Genomic DNA, 15227 nt, shown 5'->3' on the forward strand with positions numbered 1-15227 from the left:
TCACCACCACGTCGGACGGCGGCGCCGGTTTTCGACAGCCCGCTACGCCTCGTTGCCGGGGGAGAGGTCGCGCACCGACTGGAACCCGAGCTGCGGGCCGAGCCCGGTCGCGGTGGTGCCCTCGACCGGGCGCAGCAGCAGGCCGACGTGGTCGCCGGTGTCGTGCCGGGACAGGATCTCGCCCGCGAACCAGCCGGCGCAGTCGTCGAGCACGGGGACCCCGCCCGGGCCGGGGCGCCAGGCGCAGCGCGTGAACTTGTCGGTGTCGAAGCCGGTGTGGCTGCCGAACAGCTCGGCCAGCCCGGGCACCGACGTGTCGAGCCGGTGCACGACCACCGTCGACGCGTCCGCGGCGACCTCGAAGGTGTGGTTCTTCTTCGACAGCCACACCATGAACCGCGGCGGATCGATGCTGCACTGCGCGGCGAACCCGGCCAGGCACCCCGCGCGCCGCCGCCCGTCGGTGGTCGTCACGACGAACATCGGGTAGTCCAGCGCGCCGACGACCGTCTCGAACCCCTCAGCTGCCACGGCTCAGTTCTACCCGAGCCGTGGCAGCCGAGGGGCACCGCGCACCCGCCACCCGGAACCTCAGCGGCCGAGGAACTCCAGCAGCGCGGTGTTGACCTCGTCCGGGTGGGTCCAGGCGATGTTGTGCGGCCCGCCGGGCACGGTGACGAACTCGAGGTCCTTGACGAGACCCGGCAGCCGCGCCGCGGTGGCCTCGTACGGCAGGATCCGGTCGGCGTCGCCGTGGATGAGCAGCACCGGGACGTCGATCTTGGGCAGGTCGTCGCGGAAGTCGGTCAGCCAGGTGTCGACGCAGGCGTAGGCGGCGTGCGCCGAGGCGGCGACCGCCACGTTGAAGCTGTTCTGCCACGCCTGCTCGCTGATGCGGGTGCCGGCGTAGGTGTCGACGTTGTAGAAGTTGTCGAGGAAGTCCTTGAAGTAGGCGGGCCGGTCCTTGACGACCGCCGCCTTGATGTCCTCGAACACCGACTTGTCGACACCCTCGGGGTTGTCGTCGGTCTTGAGCAGGTACGGCGGGATCGCGCCCATGAGCACGGCCTTGCGCACCCGGTCCGAGCCGTAGGTCCCGAGGTAACGGGTGACCTCGCCGGTGCCCATCGAGAAGCCGACCAGCACCACGTCGTCGAGTTCCAGGTGGTCCAGCAGCGTCTTCAGGTCCGCGGCGAAGGTGTCGTAGTCGTAGCCGACGGTGGGCTGGCTGGACTGGCCGAAACCACGGCGGTCGTAGGTGATGACCCGGTACCCGGCGGCCAGCAGCACCCGCTCCTGCTTCTCCCACGAGTGCCCGTTGAGCGGGTAGCCGTGGATCAGCACCACGGGCGTGCCGGTGCCGTGGTCCTCGTAGTGGATCTCGATGTCCTCGGAGTTCTCACGGCCGACGGTGATCTTCGACATGGTGTTTTCCTTCCTGTGTCAGGATTTTCAGGCCACCGGGGGCACGTACGGGAACCCGGCGGTGGGCTTGCTGGTGACCGATTCGCGGCCGATGCCGAGGCGGATCGGGGTGTTGGCGGCCGTGGAGAACATGACGTCAGGCGCGTTGTCCGTCAGCGCGCGGCCGTTCCACTCCGCGAAGCCGAACGACGCCGGCGTGCCCACCGTGTAGGGCAGGACGTTCGGGAAGAACCGGTGCGCCAGCTTCTCCCCGTAGGCCTGCGGGTCCTCGGCCGTGCCGTACGCCGCGACGACCCCGGCGATCTCCTTGCCGACCAGGTCGCCGTAGGTGGCGTAGTCGTCCGCGGGCACGCCGGCGTTGAGCCGGTCGCCCAGGTCCTCGTTGTACTGCGTGAACAGCGGGTGGATCATCGGCAGCCCGACGCGGTTGATCGAGCGCCAGCCGCCGGCGTCGGTGGCCAGAGTGGACACCGCCCACACCCCGACGCGGCCCGCGCCCAGCTCGGCGTCCGGCACCTCCAGCACGATCGAGTACACCGTGTGCCCGGCGAACAGGTTGGCCGCCCGCGCCTCGGTCCAGTCGCCGAGGTCGACCGTCGTGCCGTCCTGGAACGCGTGACCCACCGCGTGCAGCACGTCCGGCTCGATCCAGAACGGGTCGCCCGCCTTGCCGGTCCACACGCGCAGCCCGCCCGCGCCGGTGACCGTCTCGCCGGTCACCCCCTCCGCCACGACCTCGCCCGGCGCGAACGGGTCGGTGGCCGCGGCGCCGGTGATCCGCCGCAGCACCCAGGTCTGGCTGCCCTGCTCGTCCCGCTCGCCGAACACGAACCGGTACGTCAGGTCCTCCACGACGTCACCGTTCGTGTCGACCTTGAACTCGTACATCCCCTCCGGGTGGTAACCGGGCACGGGGATGTCGCCGGCGATCGAGTGGCACACGTTGATGACGAACACGGTGCCGGTTTCGCCCCGGAACACGTACAGGTCGGTGATGTCGAGGCGGACGTCCTGACGGGCGATCGGCGAATCGAGGTGGTGCGACATGGTTTCTCTCCTTTGTGGACTTGCGGGTTGACGGTGGTGGTCAGGCGCGCGGCGACCAGCGCTGCTCGATGCGGCCGTACCGCCAGATCAGGGCCGCCACCAGCCAGGTGACGGCGAACAGGCCCGCGACGGCGAACCCGAGTGTGTTGAGGTCGAGGCCGGCGTTCCACGACCAGAACCCGCCCGACCAGCCGAACTGCCCGGACAGCACGGACAGCAGTTCGGCGGCGCCGATCAACACGGCCACCGCGACGGACAGCCCGGTGACCGTGAGGTTGTAGTAGATCCGGCGCACCGGGCTGGCGAACGCCCAGCCGTAGGCGAGGTTCATGAACGACCCGTCGATCGTGTCGAACAGGGTCATGCCGGCGGCGAACAGGACCGGCAGGCACAGGATGGCGTACCAGGGCAGCCCGGCGACGGTGGCGCTGCCCGCGAGGACGAGCAGCGCGACCTCGGTCGCGGTGTCGAACCCGAGCCCGAACAGCACCCCCAGCGGGTACATGTGCCACGGCTTCCCGATGGCCCGGGTGAACCGCCCCAGCAGCCGGTTCAGCAGCCCGCGGTGCGCCAGCTCGTGCTCCAGCGCCGCCTCGTCGAACTCGCCGGACCGCAGTCCGCGCAGCACCTTCAGGATGCCGGCCAGGATCACCGCGTTCACCGCGGCGATCAGGACCAGGAACGAGCCCGACACCGACGTCCCGATCAGCGACGTGTAGCGGTGCAGCGCGGAGCCGTCGTCCCGCAGCGGCCCGGCGATGGTCCGCACGCCCAGCGACAGCAGCAGCGCGAGCCCGAACACGACCGTGGAATGGCCCAGCGCGAAGAAGAACCCGACCGACAGCGGGCGGCGGCCCTCCTGCATCAGCTTGCGGGTCGTGTTGTCGATCGCCGAGATGTGGTCGGCGTCGAAGGCGTGCCGCATGCCCAGCGTGTAGGCCGTGACGCCGACCCCGAGCCCGAGTGCGGGCGCCCCGGCGTGACCGTGCGCGACCAGGAGCAGGGTGCCCCAGCCCAGCACGTGCAGCGCGGCGATCACGGCGGCCATCCCGCCGGCGCGGCCCCACTCCCGCCGCGACAACGGTTGCCGGGAGACCCGGGTCAGCGTGGTCGTCATGCTCTTCCCTCCGGCCGATCCACTTCGGACTCGATGACTTCGAGCCTGCTCGCCCGCGGCCGCCGGAGCCATGACGCCGCCTCCACAACGCGGTGTGGGGTTTTCCCCACACCGCACCGGTGCCGGCCCGATCCGGTTCTCGGGAGCACGCCATGGCGCGCCCCGGCCGCCGCGGTGACGCTGAGGAGGAGACGGGCACGACGCCCGCGCGAACCGGAGGTAGTCATGACCCAAACCACCGAGAAGACCCGGCGGATCCCCGCCGCGGGAGCCGTCGGCTTCACCGCCTCGCCGGCGCTGGCCCGCGACCTCCAGCTGGTGCTGGCCGACCTCGTCGAACTGCACCTGCAGGCCAAGCAGGCGCACTGGAACGTGGTCGGCCCCGGCTTCCGCAGCCTGCACCTGGAGCTGGACGACATCACCGCGGCGGCGCGGGAAGCGAGCGATCTGGTGGCCGAACGGCTGCGCGCCCTGCACGGCGTGCCGGACGGCCGGTCCGGCACGGTGGCCGCCACCACGACGCTGGCGGCCTTCCCCGGGGGCGAGCGGTCCACCGCGGAGGTGATCGAGGCGATCACGAACCGGCTGCACGGCGTCGCGTCGACGATCCGTGTGGTGCGGGGTTCGGTCGACGCCGAGGACCCGGTCACCACCGACCTGCTGCACAGCGTCGTGGAAACGCTGGAGAAGCACGCGTGGATGCTCGGCGCGGCGGGGCGGGAACCGCGGCGCTGACCGGAATCCGTTATATGCTCGGCAAGTGAGGACGGACATCACGGTCGTCGTGGGCGAGGACCAGGCGCTGGTGCGCGAAGGCATCGTGCGGATGCTCGAACGCGCGGGCTGCACGGTCCTCGCCGCGGTCGGCACGGCCACCGAGCTCGTGCACGAAGCCCGGCGGCACAAGCCGGACGTGGTGATCACCGACATCCGCATGCCGCCGCAGTTCGACGAGGCCGGCCTGCGCGCCGCGATCGAGATCCGCGCGAGCGAACCGGGCATCGGCGTGATCGTGTTGTCGCAGTTCCTCGACGACACCTACGCCATCGACCTGGTCGGTGATCGCGCCGAGGGCGTCGGCTACCTGCTCAAGGAGAAGGTGGCCAGCCCCGAGCTGCTCGTCGATGCGGTCCGCCGGGTCGCCGACGGCGGCTCGGCCCTCGACCCGGACGTGATCGCCCGCCTGGTGGGCCGCAAACGGGTCGACAGCCCGCTGGACGGCCTCACCCAGCGCGAACGCGAGGTGCTCGCGCTGATGGCCGAAGGCCACTCGAACTCCGGGATCGCCGCCAAACTCGTCGTCACCGTGCCCGCGGTCGAGCGGCACGTCACCGGGATCTTCAGCAAACTGGGCCTGACCGACGCCGCCTCCGGGCACCGCCGCGTGCTCGCCGTGCTCAGGTACCTGGGGCAGTGAACAGCGCGGCCAGGTCGGTTCCGACCAGCTGGTCCTTGGGCACGAACGCCCGCACCCCGGCGCCGGTGAGGGTCTGCTCCGGGTAGCCGTGGTGGTCGGTGGAGGTCAGGACCACCGCGGGCGGCTCGGGTTCCCGGTGGATCTCCCGCGCGAGGGTGAGGCCGTCGGTGTCGGGCAGGTTCACGTCCAGCAGCACGCCGCCGGGGCGGTGCGCGCGGATCGCGGCCATGGCCTCGCTGCCGTCGGCGGCGGCGTCGACCACCTCGAACCCGCGCACGGCCAGCAGACGGCCGGCGACGCGGCGGAAGGCCGCGTCGTCGTCGACCACCAGCACCGTGAATCCCATACCGCAAGCCTCGTCCGCCACGGCTTCACACGCAATGGGGAAAACCCCACGATCATGGAACCGGGATCCGGGCACCGGGCGGTACGCTGCCGGTCCAGCACGTGCCCTGACGCTGATCTCCAGCGCCTCGGCGACGAAGAATCAGATGTGGGCCTCGACCGCCGCGGGCAGACCGCGCCCGGCCAGCACGGCGGGACGCAGGTCCGCGACCAGGTCGCGGAGTTCGGCGATCGCCGTGCGCGCCTGTTCCACGGCTTCGTCGATGAGTTCCGCTTGACCCGGCGGCTCGCACTCGCTGGTCAGCTCCAGTGCGATGAGGACGTTGACCAGCCGGGCCTGCACGCGCTCGCGCAGCTCACCGGCCAGCCGCAGGCGAGAGTCGGCGATCCGGCGCTGTGCCGCGCGATCCGGCACCCGTGGTCGTGCTGCTCCACTGTGGACTGCGGTCGTCTCCGTCAGCTGCATGTCCCAAGCCTCCGCCGTGGCGGGGCGGCCGGGTAGCGGGCGAGTCCTATCAGCTCATAACCGCTGCTTATGTCCCGCCGGTGAGCGGGATGGTGGCCCGCAGCGAGGTGCCGCTCCCCGGCGGCGAGGACAGGGCGAAGTCGCCGTCCAGCGCCGTGACGCGGTCGGCGAGCCCGATCAGGCCGCTGCCCGTGCCGTCGAGGTTCGCGCCGCCCGCGCCGTCGTCGCTGACGTCGAGGATCAGCGTCGCTCCGTCGCAGCGCAGGTCGACCGTGATCCCGGTGGCGCCGGCGTGCTTGACCGCGTTGGTGATCGCCTCGGACACCACGAAGTAGGCGTTGACCTCGATCGTCGGCGGCAGCCGCCGGGGGAGGTTGCCGGTGATCACCACCGGCAGCGGGGTGCGCGCCGCGAGCGCCTCGACCGCGGGCAGCAGCCCGCGCGAGGTCAGGATCGCGGGGTGGATGCCGGCGACGAGGTCCCGCAGGTCGTCGATGGCGGCCTGCGCCTGGCCGACCGCTTCGTCGACCAGTTCGCCGACACCGGGCGGCAGCTCCTCCCGCGCCAGCTGGAGTCCGATGAGGAGGGCCACGAGCCGTTGCTGCACACCGTCGTGCAGGTCGCGCGCCATCTGGCGGCGCACCTCGGTCGTGGTTTCCACGATCCGCCGCTGCGCCGCCCTGGACTCCACCGCGCGCACCTGCGCCGCGTCGCGTTCCCGGATCATCCGCTCGGTCGCGTGCCGCTCGGTGAGGTCGGTGAAGGCGTAGACCAGGCCGGGCCCGTCGTCCAGTCGCAGCGGCGCCGACCACCACGCGATCGGGAACATCGACCCGTCCCGCCGCACGAACCAGTCGTTGTCGCCGTGCGCGGTCTCGCCGGTCAGCCGGGGCCGCAGCATCGGGCACTCCGCCGCCGGGTACGGCTCGCCCGTCACGCGCTTGTAGTGCACCGTTTCGTGGCTCGGCCGGCCGCGCAGCTCCGACACGTCGTCGTAGCCGAGCGCGTCCAGCGCGGCCTGGTTGGCGAACATGATCAGGCCCTCGGCGTCCACCACCCAGACCGGTTGCGGCACGCTGTCGAGGATCAGCGGCAGCAGCGCGTCAACCGACCTCATGGCCACGCCCGCGTGCCCGGTCGCCGTCGGCGGTCTCGGTGGTCCGCAGCGAGCCCAGCAGCGCGAGCCGCTCCTCGGTCGCGCTGCCCGGCTGCGCCTGGAAGACCTTGAGCTGCTGGCCGGGCGCGCTGTTCACGGTGAACGAGTGGTAGCTCAGGTCCAGCTCGCCCACCTGCGGGTGCCGGATCCGCATCGGCTCGTGCTTCTTCTCGCGCACGTCGTGCCGGGACCACAGCCGCACGAACTCCGGGCTCTTCACCGTCAGCTCGCCGACCAGGTCGGTCAGCCGCTGGTCGTCCGGGTCCTCACCGGCTGCCACCCGCAGCGCCGCGACACCCTTGGCGGCCACCGAGTCCCAGTCGCGGTAGAACTCGCGCGCCGCCGGGTCGAGGAAGCAGAAGCGGCCGAGGTTCGGCTCCGGCCCGGCCGGCGCGTACAGCGCCTGGCCGAGCGGGTTCGCGGCGAGCACGTCCAGCAACGGGCCCACGACCATGGCCGGGGAGTGCGTCCAGGTGTCCATCAGCCGGCGCAGATCCGGGTCCACCTGGCGGAAGCGGCGCCGCCGCGGCCGGGGCCGCGCGAGCCGGTACAGGTGCTCCACCGCCTCCTGGTCCAGGCCCAGCACCGCGGCCAGCGACTGCAGGACGTGGTCGGACGGGTTGCGCTCGCGGCCCTGTTCGAGCCGGGCCAGGTAGTCCGTGCTGATCCCGGCCAGCGTCGCCACCTCCTCGCGGCGCAGGCCACCGCGGCGGCGACCCGAGTCGGCGAGACCGAGATCGGCCGGGGTGACCACGTTGCGGCGAGCCCTGATGAACTGGCCGAGCCGGTTGTCGTCCTCCACGGATCGAGGGTAAGCGCACCGGGCCCGCGGGCGGTAGGAGTGGCACTCCTACCCAGCGCGTCGATTACCCTCCCGCTCTCGTGCTGAAGAAGGCCTCGTTCGCGGTGTCGCGCCTCATCGAGTTCGCGTTGCTCGCCCTCGGCGTGCTCGTGTTCGTGTTCGACGACCCGGTGTTCGTGATGTGGTGGGACCTGCTGGCGGCCGTGTACCTGGGCGTCCGGATCCGGCGCGTGGCGCGCAAGTCCGCGGGTCCGGACTGGCGGCGCAGCCTGCTCGGCGGGCGTGGCGGCCTGTTCTTCACGGTGTTCACCAGCGTGGTCGGCATCACCTGCGGCCTGACCATCGTGCTGGGCACCGGCGACGACCTGATCGCCAGGGTGTTCGGCGTGCCCGCCGTGCTGCTCGCCTGGGCGATCCTCCACTTCGGATACGCCGAGCGGTACGCGCACGCCTACTACCGGGCGCTGCCGGAACGGCAGTTCGCCTTCCCGGACACCGAGACACCCCTGTTCGCCGACTTCGCGTACTTCGCGTTCACCGTGGGCACCACGTTCGCGGTGTCCGACGTCGAAACCCGTACGACGGCGGCGCGGTCGCGGGTACTCTCGCACGGGGTGCTGAGTTTCCTCTACAACACCGCGACGCTCGGAGTCGCGATCGGCGTGATCACCGGGAGTTGACGTGTTCGGCGCACTGGCCTTCGACCTGGATTCGGTCGCCAACCTGCGGTTGTGCAGCTGGCGGGACAACGGCTGGCGCTCTCTGCTGATCCGGTCCTACGCCAACGACCCGGTCGCCGAGGAGGTCCTGCTGCCTGCCACCGCCGAGCAGACCCTCGTGCTGATCACCTCGGGCACCAAGACCATCGAGTCGAGGGCGGGCGCGCGCTGGCACAGCGCCGAATACGGGCCCGGCCGGATCGGGCTGACCGCGCCGCACCAGGAGGCGCACCTGCGCTGGCGCGGCGCGCCCACGACGAGCATCAACGTCTACCTGCCGGCCGGACTGCTCGAACGGACCGCCGCCGAGCTCTTCGGACGTGGCGCGTCGCGGGTGAGCCGGCCGGACGCACTCGCCGCCGACGATCCGGTGCTCGCGGCCGTGCTCACCGGGCTCGGCGACGCCGCGCTCGCCGGGGCGGACGAGCTGTACGCGGAGACGGCGGCCGCGTTCATCGCCGCGCACCTGCTCACCCGGCACGCCTCGGCCCCGGAACCGGCTCCGGTGCGCGCCGAGGACATCCGGGTGCGGCAGGCCGTCTCGTTCATCCAGGACAACCACCACCTGCCGCTGACGCTCGCCGAGATGGCGGCCGCGGTGGAGTTGAGCCCGTTCCACTTCCTGCGGGTCTTCAAGGCCGCGACCGGTACCACCCCGTACCGGTTCTTGAACACGGTCCGGATCGACCGCGCACGGCGGTACCTCGGGCGGACCGACCTGCCGGTCAGTGACATCGCGCACCTGTGCGGGTTCACTTCGCCGTCCCGGCTGGCGATCGCGTTCCGGCGGGAGACCGGGGTGTCGCCCACCGCGTTCCGGGACCAGCAGCAATAAACGTCCTGCCGCGCAGCAAGTAGGGGAAGGCGCGCGCCCGCCGGGGAACTTAGCGTGGCGGGCATGGCCACTAACGACCCGACGGTGGAGCTGTCCTGCGTCCTCAACGGACAGTCCGTCCGCCTCCAGGTGGATCCCCGTGAATCGCTCCTCGACGTGCTGCGCGAGCGGCTCGTCCGCACCGGCACGAAGAAGGGCTGCGACCAGGGCCACTGCGGCGCGTGCACGGTGCACGTCGACGGCCGCCGGGTGGTGTCGTGCCTGACCCCGGCCGTCCAGGTCGCGGGGCAGGAGGTGACGACCATCGAGGGCGTCGCCGGACCGGACGGCGGGCTGCACCCGCTGCAGCAGGCCTTCATCGACCACGACGCCCTGCAGTGCGGCTACTGCACGCCCGGCCAGATCATGTCCGGCCTGGCCTGCATCGCCGAGGGCCACGCCGGCGACGACGACCAGATCCGCGAGTACCTCAGCGGCAACATCTGCCGCTGCGGCGCCTACGCCGGCATCGTCGCCGCGGTCCGCGAGGCCGCCGCGCGGAACGGGGCGTGACGTCGTGCGAGCCTTCAGCTACCTCGTGCCGGATAGCGTGGACGCCGCCGTCGACGCGCTGCGGTCGGCGCAGCCGGGCACGAAGATCCTCGCCGGCGGCACCACCCTCTACGACCTGATGAAGCTGGGCATCGAGGCGCCGCTCGCGGTCGTCGACGTGCACCGCCTGCCCGGTTTCGACGCCGTCGGTACCGGACCGGACGAGCTGTCCTTCGGCGCGGGCGCCCGGATGGCCGACGTCGCCGACCACCCCGTGATCCGCGCGGACTACCCGGCGCTGTCGGAGTCGCTGTGGCGCGCGGCGTCGCAGCAGCTGCGCAACATGGCCACGGTGGGTGGCAACCTGTTGCAGCGCACCCGCTGCGCCTACTTCCGCGGCGGCCCGGACTTCCCGTGCAACAAGCGGAACCCGGGCAGCGGCTGCGCCGCCATCGGCGGCCACGACCGCGCGCACGCCTTGCTCGGCGGTTCGGAGTCGTGCATCGCGACCTACCCCGGCGACTGGGCGATCGCGCTGCTCGCGTTCGACGCCGTCGTGGACGTGCTCGGCCCGGGTGGCGAGCGCCAGGTGCCGCTCGCCGACCTGCACCTCGAACCGGGCGACGACCCCACCCGCGAGCACACGCTCGCCGCGGACGAGCTGATCGTGCGCATCCGCGTGCCGGTGAGCGCGGCCGGCCGCGGGTCGACCTACCACAAGATCCGGGACCGGGAGTCCTACGCGTTCGCGCTCGCCTCGGCCGCCGTCGCGGTGACCCTCGACGGAGACGTGGTGGGGGAGTGCCGCATCGCCCTGGGCGGCGTCGCCACGCGGCCGTGGCGAGCGGCCGAGGCCGAGTCGTTCCTGTCCGGCCGGGCGCTGACACCCGAGAACGCCCGCCGGGCCGGGGAGATCGCCTTCGAGGGCGCCCGCCCCGGCACCTACAACGGGTTCCGAGTAGAACTGGGCATCCGCACGGTCGCTGACGCGGTGCGCATTGCCGGAGAGCGAGCCAGCAGATGACCGCCATCGACAACCGCCGGGTCGACGCCCGCGACAAGGTGACCGGCCGGACCGCCTACGGCGCCGACCGGGTGCCCGAGGGTGTGGCGTACGCGATGTTCGCGACCGCCCGGATCGGCAAGGGCCGGATCGTCTCGATCGATACCTCCGCTGCCGAAGCCGTTCCGGGCGTGCGCCTGGTGGTGACCCGGTTCGAACCCGGTGAGCTGGGCGAAGGCAGCTTCGTCATGGGCGGCGGGCACGGGTTCCAGAGCTTCCAGCCGCTGCTCGGTGACCGGGTGGCCTACCGCGGCCAGCCGATCGCGCTGGTGGTCGCGGACACGCTCGTCGCGGCCACCGAGGCCGCCGAACTGGTGACGGGCGAGTACGAGGTGGAGCCGTTCGCGGTCGGGCTCGACGCCGACGGCGCGAACACCGTCGTCCAGGAGGAGGCCATCCCGCTGCCGTTCCTGGCCGACGTCAAGGTGGGCGACGCGGACGCCGCCTTCGCCGCCAGCCCGGTGCGGGTGGAGGGCACCTACGAGCACGCCCCGCAGCACCAGGTGCCGATGGAGCTGATCAGCAGCGTCGTGGAATGGCACGGCGACCGCGTGATCGTGCACGAGGGCACCCAGAACGCGGGCGCGCTGCGCCACGGCCTGGCCCGGCAGCTGGGCATCGACGCGGCGAACGTCGAGATCCGCTCGCCCTACGTCGGCGGCGGGTTCGGGCAGAAGAACTCGCTGCAGCCGCACCTGGGCCCGCTGGCCGTCGTCGCGCGCCGCCTCGGCCGCCCGGTCAAGCTGGTGCTGCCGCGGCCGCAGACGTTCCACGCGGCCAGCTTCCGGCCCGCGTCCCGGCACACCGTGCGGCTGGGCGCCGACACCTCCGGCAAGTTGCTGGCCGCGGTGCACGAGGTCGACCAGCAGACCTCGCGGCACGACCTGTTCCCGTGCACGGCCACGGAGGTCACCTCGCGGCTGTACGGCGTGCCGGCCTTTCGCGGCAGGCAGCGGCTGGTGCAGACCGACGTGCAGACCCCCGGGTACATGCGCGCGCCGTTCGAGAGCCCCGCGACGTTCGCGTTCGAGTCCGCCGTGGACGAGCTCGCCTACGCCACCGGGCAGGACCCGGTGGCGCTGCGGCTGGCCAACGACACGGCGGTCGACCCGGTGAGCGGGCACCCGTTCTCCAGCCGCTACCTGGCCGAATGCCTGCGGCGGGGCGCGCAGCGGTTCGGCTGGGCGGACCGGAACCCGGAGCCCGGGTCGATGGTCGCCCCGGACGGGTCGTCGATCGGCTGGGGTGTGGCGGCGGGGGCCTACCCGTGCAACGTCGCGCCCGCGGTCGCGCACCTGTCGGCGAGCGCGGACGGGCGGGTGACGGTGAGCGTCGACGGGCACGAGATGGGGCAGGGCATCCGGTCGGCGATCGCGCTGACCGTGGCGCGCGACCTCGGGGTGCCCGCCGCCGACGTGGTGGTGCTGGTCGGGGACACCCGGGTGGCGCCCCAGCACCTGACCGCTGGTTCGTGGGGCACCGCGACGGCGCTACCCGCCGTCCAGAGTGGACTGGCGGAGCTGCGCAAGCACCTGGACGTCCCGGCGTCCGGGGACGTGGACGTCGCGGCGGCGGTCGCGGCGACCGGGCGGGACGCGGTGGAGGTCGAGGTGACCTCGCAGGCGCCGGAGATGCTGGAGCGGTCCCGGGCCGGGCTGGTCGCGATCGCGGGCCCGGAGTTCGGGGAGTTCAGCTCGTTCAGCTGGATCGCGCACTTCGTCGAGGTGCGGGTCGAGGCGGGGACGCGGCGGATCCGCGTGCCGCGGGTGGTCAGCGTCGCGGACTGCGGCCGGGTGGCGAGCCCGGTCACGGCGGCCAGCCAGGTGCGGGGCGCCGTGGTGTGGGGCATTGGCGCGGCGCTGCGGGAGGAGAGCGAGGTGGACGACCGCTTCGGCGGCTTCCTCAACACCACGCTGGAGGAGTACCCGGTGCCGGTGAACGCCGACGTGCACGACATCGACGTGTCCTTCATCGACGAGCCGGACCCGCTGTTCAACTCCGCCGGGGTGAAGGGGCTGGGCGAGGTCGCGATGGTCGGGGTGGCCGCGGCCATCGCGAACGCGGTGCACCACGCGACGGGCCGCCGTCCCCGGCGGCTGCCCATCCGGCTCGAGCACGTCCTCTGACGTGGCCGTGGTGTCCCGGCCGGCGGTGAGCGCCCCGGACGCGCTGAGCCCGGCCGCCCTGGCCGACGCGAGACGGGCCCAGCCCCGGCGCGGGCTGGCCGGGCTGCTGTTCGTGCTGCCGGTCGCCGGGTTCCTGGCGGCCGGCGCGGGCGGCCCGGCGCAATCGGCCGCGCTGCTCGGACCCGCCGTGGCCTTCGCATTGCCGCTGGTGGCGATGATCGCCTTCTGGTGGGACGACTGGCCCGGCAGTCTTGCGCGTCCGGGGTGGTCCGGGCTCTACGACACGCTGCTGGTCGTGGCGGGCGGGCTGGTGCTGAGCCTGCTCGGGCGGGCGGTCGCGGGCGCGGCGAACCCGTTGCCGCTGGCCGGCGGGATCTTCACCGTCATGCTGCAGCTGACGCTGGTCTGCGAACGGTGGCCGCTCGCCGGGGCCGGGCGGATCCGCTCCGGCCTCGCCGCGCTGGCCGGGTGCTGGGCGGCAGGGGCGGTGGCGTACCTGCTGCTCGTCCGGTCCGGGGCCGTGCCGGGGGAGGCGTACGGGGCGTGGTTCACCGCGCTCGGCGCGTGGCAGATGGTCTTCTACGTCGCCCTGCGCGGGTGGCCGTTCGCCCGCATCCGGCGGCGCGCCGTGCGGCTGGTGACCGCGAACGCGGCCGTGGTGGTGTGCGGTTCGGCGAGCTGCCTGATCGCGGAACCGGGCCGCGTCACGGCGATCGCCGCGGCGGTGGTCGCGTCGGTCCTGGTGGTCTCGATGCAGTTCGAGGCGTGGCCCGCGGTGCGGCTCGGTCCACTGCCCGGGCGGAGCCTGGCGCTGACGATCGTGGCCGTGCTGGCGGTGTCGCTGTCGTGGCTGCTCCCGCCGCTCGCCCGCGTGGCCGGCGTCCCGGAGTCCGAAGTGGACGGCTGGGTCACGCACGCGCTGCTGAACGCGCTGAGCCTGGCCGTCATCCTGCACGTCGCGGTGTGGCGCCGCTGGCCCGGCCGCGCGTGATCCGATCACCGGGTGTCACGGCTTTCAGATGAGCGGTGTCTTCAGGGCGAACTGTTGTGCACGGAAGGGAAATCCCATGAACGTCGCCCTGTGGATCGCCGCCGGGGTGCTCGCCGCGGTCGCCCTCACCGGGGGCTTCACCAAGTCGTTCCTGCCGGTGGAAAAGCTGGCCGCGGCGCACGGCGGGGAGTGGACGGGGGACGCCGCGCCCGCGTTCGTGCGGACGCTCGGCGTGCTGGAGATCCTGGCCGCGATCGGGCTGGTGCTGCCCGCGGTGACCGGGATCGCGCCGGTGCTGGTGCCGGTGACCGCGGTGTGCTGGGCCGAGCTGATGATCGGCGCGATGATCACGCACCTCCGCTACGAAGGCGGCGCGCGGTTCGCCGGCCTGAACCTGATCTACCTCGTGGTCGCGGTGTTCATCGCGTGGGGCCGCTTCGGGATCGCGCCGTTCGCGGGGTGAGCGGGCCGCTTTTCGCGTACCGTGCGGGCCGGGTTTCGAGGACAGGAGGATGGGATGCCAGCGAGCGTCATCGACCGCCGCGACGGCCGACCGGACGGCGAAAACTGGACCGAGAACTTCGAAGAACTCCCCGGCGGGGCGGGGATCTCCATCATCCTGGAATCGACGTCGGAAGCCGGTGCGGGCCCGCGCCTGCACCGGCACCCGTACGCGGAGACGTTCGTGATCCGCCGCGGCAGCGCGGTGTTCACCATCGGGGCCGACGAGGTCGCCGCCAGGGCCGGTCAGGTGCTCGTCGTCCCGGCCGGGACGACGCACAAGTTCACCACCCGGCCCGGCGGCTACGAGGCCGTGCACATCCACGCCGCTCCGCGTTTCGTCACCGAGTGGCTGGAGTAGGGGGCACGGTCAGCACGAGCTTGCCGAACTGGTCGCCCGACGCGAGTTCGGCCAGCGCGCGTGGGCCGTCCTGCAGTGGGAACGTTCGGTGGACGACCGGCCGGATCCGGTGCTCGCCGCGTTCACCACCGGCCGCGGTCACGCGGTCAGCCTTGGCTTGCCGAAGGTCGCCTGCCGGGAGTTCGGTCAGTGTGCGTGGGCCGTCGTCCGGTGGGAAGGTGCGGTGGATCACCGGCCGGATCTGGTGCTCGGCCGCGTTCACCACCGGCCGTGGTCACGCGGTCAGCCTTGGCTTGCCGAAGGTCGCCTGCCGGGAGTTCGGCCA

At 72.5% G+C, this 15227-nt stretch carries 19 protein-coding genes; 10 read left to right on the forward strand and 9 right to left on the reverse strand.

What is annotated here, in order from left to right; all coding sequences use genetic code 11:
- Positions 1–42 precede the first annotated feature (42 nt).
- From L2C96_RS05570 to nicT, 4 genes are read right to left on the reverse strand one after another with little or no spacing between them, the layout of a single operon-like run.
- Positions 43–531 (reverse strand): flavin reductase family protein, encoded by a 489-nt coding sequence (locus L2C96_RS05570; protein WP_237335405.1) that lies wholly within the window; start codon positions 529–531, stop codon positions 43–45.
- 60 nt (positions 532–591) lie between these two features.
- Positions 592–1425, reverse strand: coding sequence for an alpha/beta fold hydrolase (locus L2C96_RS05575; RefSeq protein ID WP_237335406.1), 834 nt, complete (start codon positions 1423–1425; stop codon positions 592–594).
- Positions 1426–1452: 27 nt separating this feature from the next.
- Positions 1453–2472, reverse strand: a complete 1020-nt coding sequence (locus tag L2C96_RS05580) for a DUF4331 family protein (protein WP_237335407.1) — start codon at positions 2470–2472, stop codon at positions 1453–1455.
- 40 nt (positions 2473–2512) lie between these two features.
- Positions 2513–3589 carry a Nickel transporter NicT gene (gene nicT / locus L2C96_RS05585; RefSeq protein ID WP_237335408.1) on the reverse strand — a complete coding sequence of 359 codons (1077 nt, stop codon included), beginning with the start codon at positions 3587–3589 and terminating at the stop codon, positions 2513–2515.
- Positions 3590–3814: 225 nt separating this feature from the next.
- Between nicT and L2C96_RS05590 the strand changes: the two genes are divergently transcribed.
- Both L2C96_RS05590 and L2C96_RS05595 read left to right on the forward strand, forming a co-directional pair.
- Positions 3815–4324: a Dps family protein gene (locus L2C96_RS05590; protein ID WP_020420888.1), complete on the forward strand. Its 510-nt coding sequence runs from the start codon at positions 3815–3817 to the stop codon at positions 4322–4324.
- A gap of 25 nt (positions 4325–4349) precedes the next feature.
- Positions 4350–5006, forward strand: coding sequence for a response regulator transcription factor (locus tag L2C96_RS05595; RefSeq protein ID WP_020420889.1), 657 nt, complete (start codon positions 4350–4352; stop codon positions 5004–5006).
- Here L2C96_RS05595 and L2C96_RS05600 read toward each other — a convergent pair.
- From L2C96_RS05600 to L2C96_RS05615, 4 genes are all read right to left on the reverse strand, one after another.
- Positions 4987–5352: a response regulator transcription factor gene (locus L2C96_RS05600; protein WP_237335409.1), complete on the reverse strand. Its 366-nt coding sequence runs from the start codon at positions 5350–5352 to the stop codon at positions 4987–4989. The genes L2C96_RS05595 and L2C96_RS05600 overlap by 20 nt on opposite strands.
- Positions 5353–5493: 141 nt before the next feature.
- Complete coding sequence (locus L2C96_RS05605) at positions 5494–5817, reverse strand: histidine kinase (RefSeq protein WP_237335410.1); 324 nt, start codon at positions 5815–5817, stop codon at positions 5494–5496.
- Between the two features lie 67 nt (positions 5818–5884).
- Entirely contained in the window at positions 5885–6934 is a 1050-nt protein-coding gene (locus L2C96_RS05610) for a PAS domain-containing sensor histidine kinase (protein WP_237335411.1), read from the reverse strand.
- Positions 6921–7775, reverse strand: coding sequence for a helix-turn-helix domain-containing protein (locus tag L2C96_RS05615; RefSeq protein WP_020420893.1), 855 nt, complete (start codon positions 7773–7775; stop codon positions 6921–6923). The genes L2C96_RS05610 and L2C96_RS05615 overlap by 14 nt, the downstream gene beginning before the upstream one ends.
- An 80-nt stretch (positions 7776–7855) precedes the next feature.
- Between L2C96_RS05615 and L2C96_RS05620 the strand changes: the two genes are divergently transcribed.
- The 8 genes from L2C96_RS05620 (at position 7856) to L2C96_RS05655 (ending at position 14902) form a co-directional block, all read left to right on the forward strand.
- Complete coding sequence (locus L2C96_RS05620; protein ID WP_237335412.1) at positions 7856–8455, forward strand: DUF1345 domain-containing protein; 600 nt, start codon at positions 7856–7858, stop codon at positions 8453–8455.
- 1 nt (position 8456) lies between these two features.
- On the forward strand, positions 8457–9329 hold the full coding sequence (locus L2C96_RS05625; protein WP_237335413.1) for a helix-turn-helix domain-containing protein: 873 nt from the start codon (positions 8457–8459) through the stop codon (positions 9327–9329).
- A 63-nt stretch (positions 9330–9392) separates the two neighbouring features.
- The gene (locus L2C96_RS05630) at positions 9393–9881 is read left to right on the forward strand and encodes a (2Fe-2S)-binding protein (RefSeq protein WP_020420896.1); all 489 of its coding nucleotides are present in this window, start codon (positions 9393–9395) and stop codon (positions 9879–9881) included.
- 4 nt (positions 9882–9885) lie between these two features.
- Positions 9886–10884 (forward strand): FAD binding domain-containing protein, encoded by a 999-nt coding sequence (locus L2C96_RS44985; protein ID WP_237335414.1) that lies wholly within the window; start codon positions 9886–9888, stop codon positions 10882–10884.
- Positions 10881–13049 carry a xanthine dehydrogenase family protein molybdopterin-binding subunit gene (locus L2C96_RS05640; protein ID WP_237335415.1) on the forward strand — a complete coding sequence of 723 codons (2169 nt, stop codon included), beginning with the start codon at positions 10881–10883 and terminating at the stop codon, positions 13047–13049. Before L2C96_RS44985 ends, L2C96_RS05640 begins: the two co-directional genes overlap by 4 nt.
- A 25-nt stretch (positions 13050–13074) precedes the next feature.
- Positions 13075–14040: a hypothetical protein gene (locus L2C96_RS05645; RefSeq protein WP_237335416.1), complete on the forward strand. Its 966-nt coding sequence runs from the start codon at positions 13075–13077 to the stop codon at positions 14038–14040.
- 76 nt (positions 14041–14116) lie between these two features.
- Positions 14117–14503 (forward strand): DoxX family protein, encoded by a 387-nt coding sequence (locus tag L2C96_RS05650; protein WP_237335417.1) that lies wholly within the window; start codon positions 14117–14119, stop codon positions 14501–14503.
- A 54-nt stretch (positions 14504–14557) separates the two neighbouring features.
- Complete coding sequence (locus L2C96_RS05655; RefSeq protein WP_237335418.1) at positions 14558–14902, forward strand: cupin domain-containing protein; 345 nt, start codon at positions 14558–14560, stop codon at positions 14900–14902.
- On the opposite strand, the gene L2C96_RS44340 is transcribed toward L2C96_RS05655, so the two are convergent.
- A complete protein-coding gene (locus tag L2C96_RS44340) occupies positions 14883–15167 on the reverse strand; it encodes a zinc-binding dehydrogenase (protein WP_308191133.1) in 285 nt (94 codons plus the stop codon). The two genes, L2C96_RS05655 and L2C96_RS44340, sit on opposite strands and share 20 nt — an antisense overlap.
- Positions 15168–15227 lie beyond the last annotated feature (60 nt).

This window comes from Amycolatopsis tucumanensis (assembly GCF_021654135.1).
GTDB classification, from domain to species: Bacteria; Actinomycetota; Actinomycetes; order Mycobacteriales; family Pseudonocardiaceae; genus Amycolatopsis_E; species Amycolatopsis_E tucumanensis.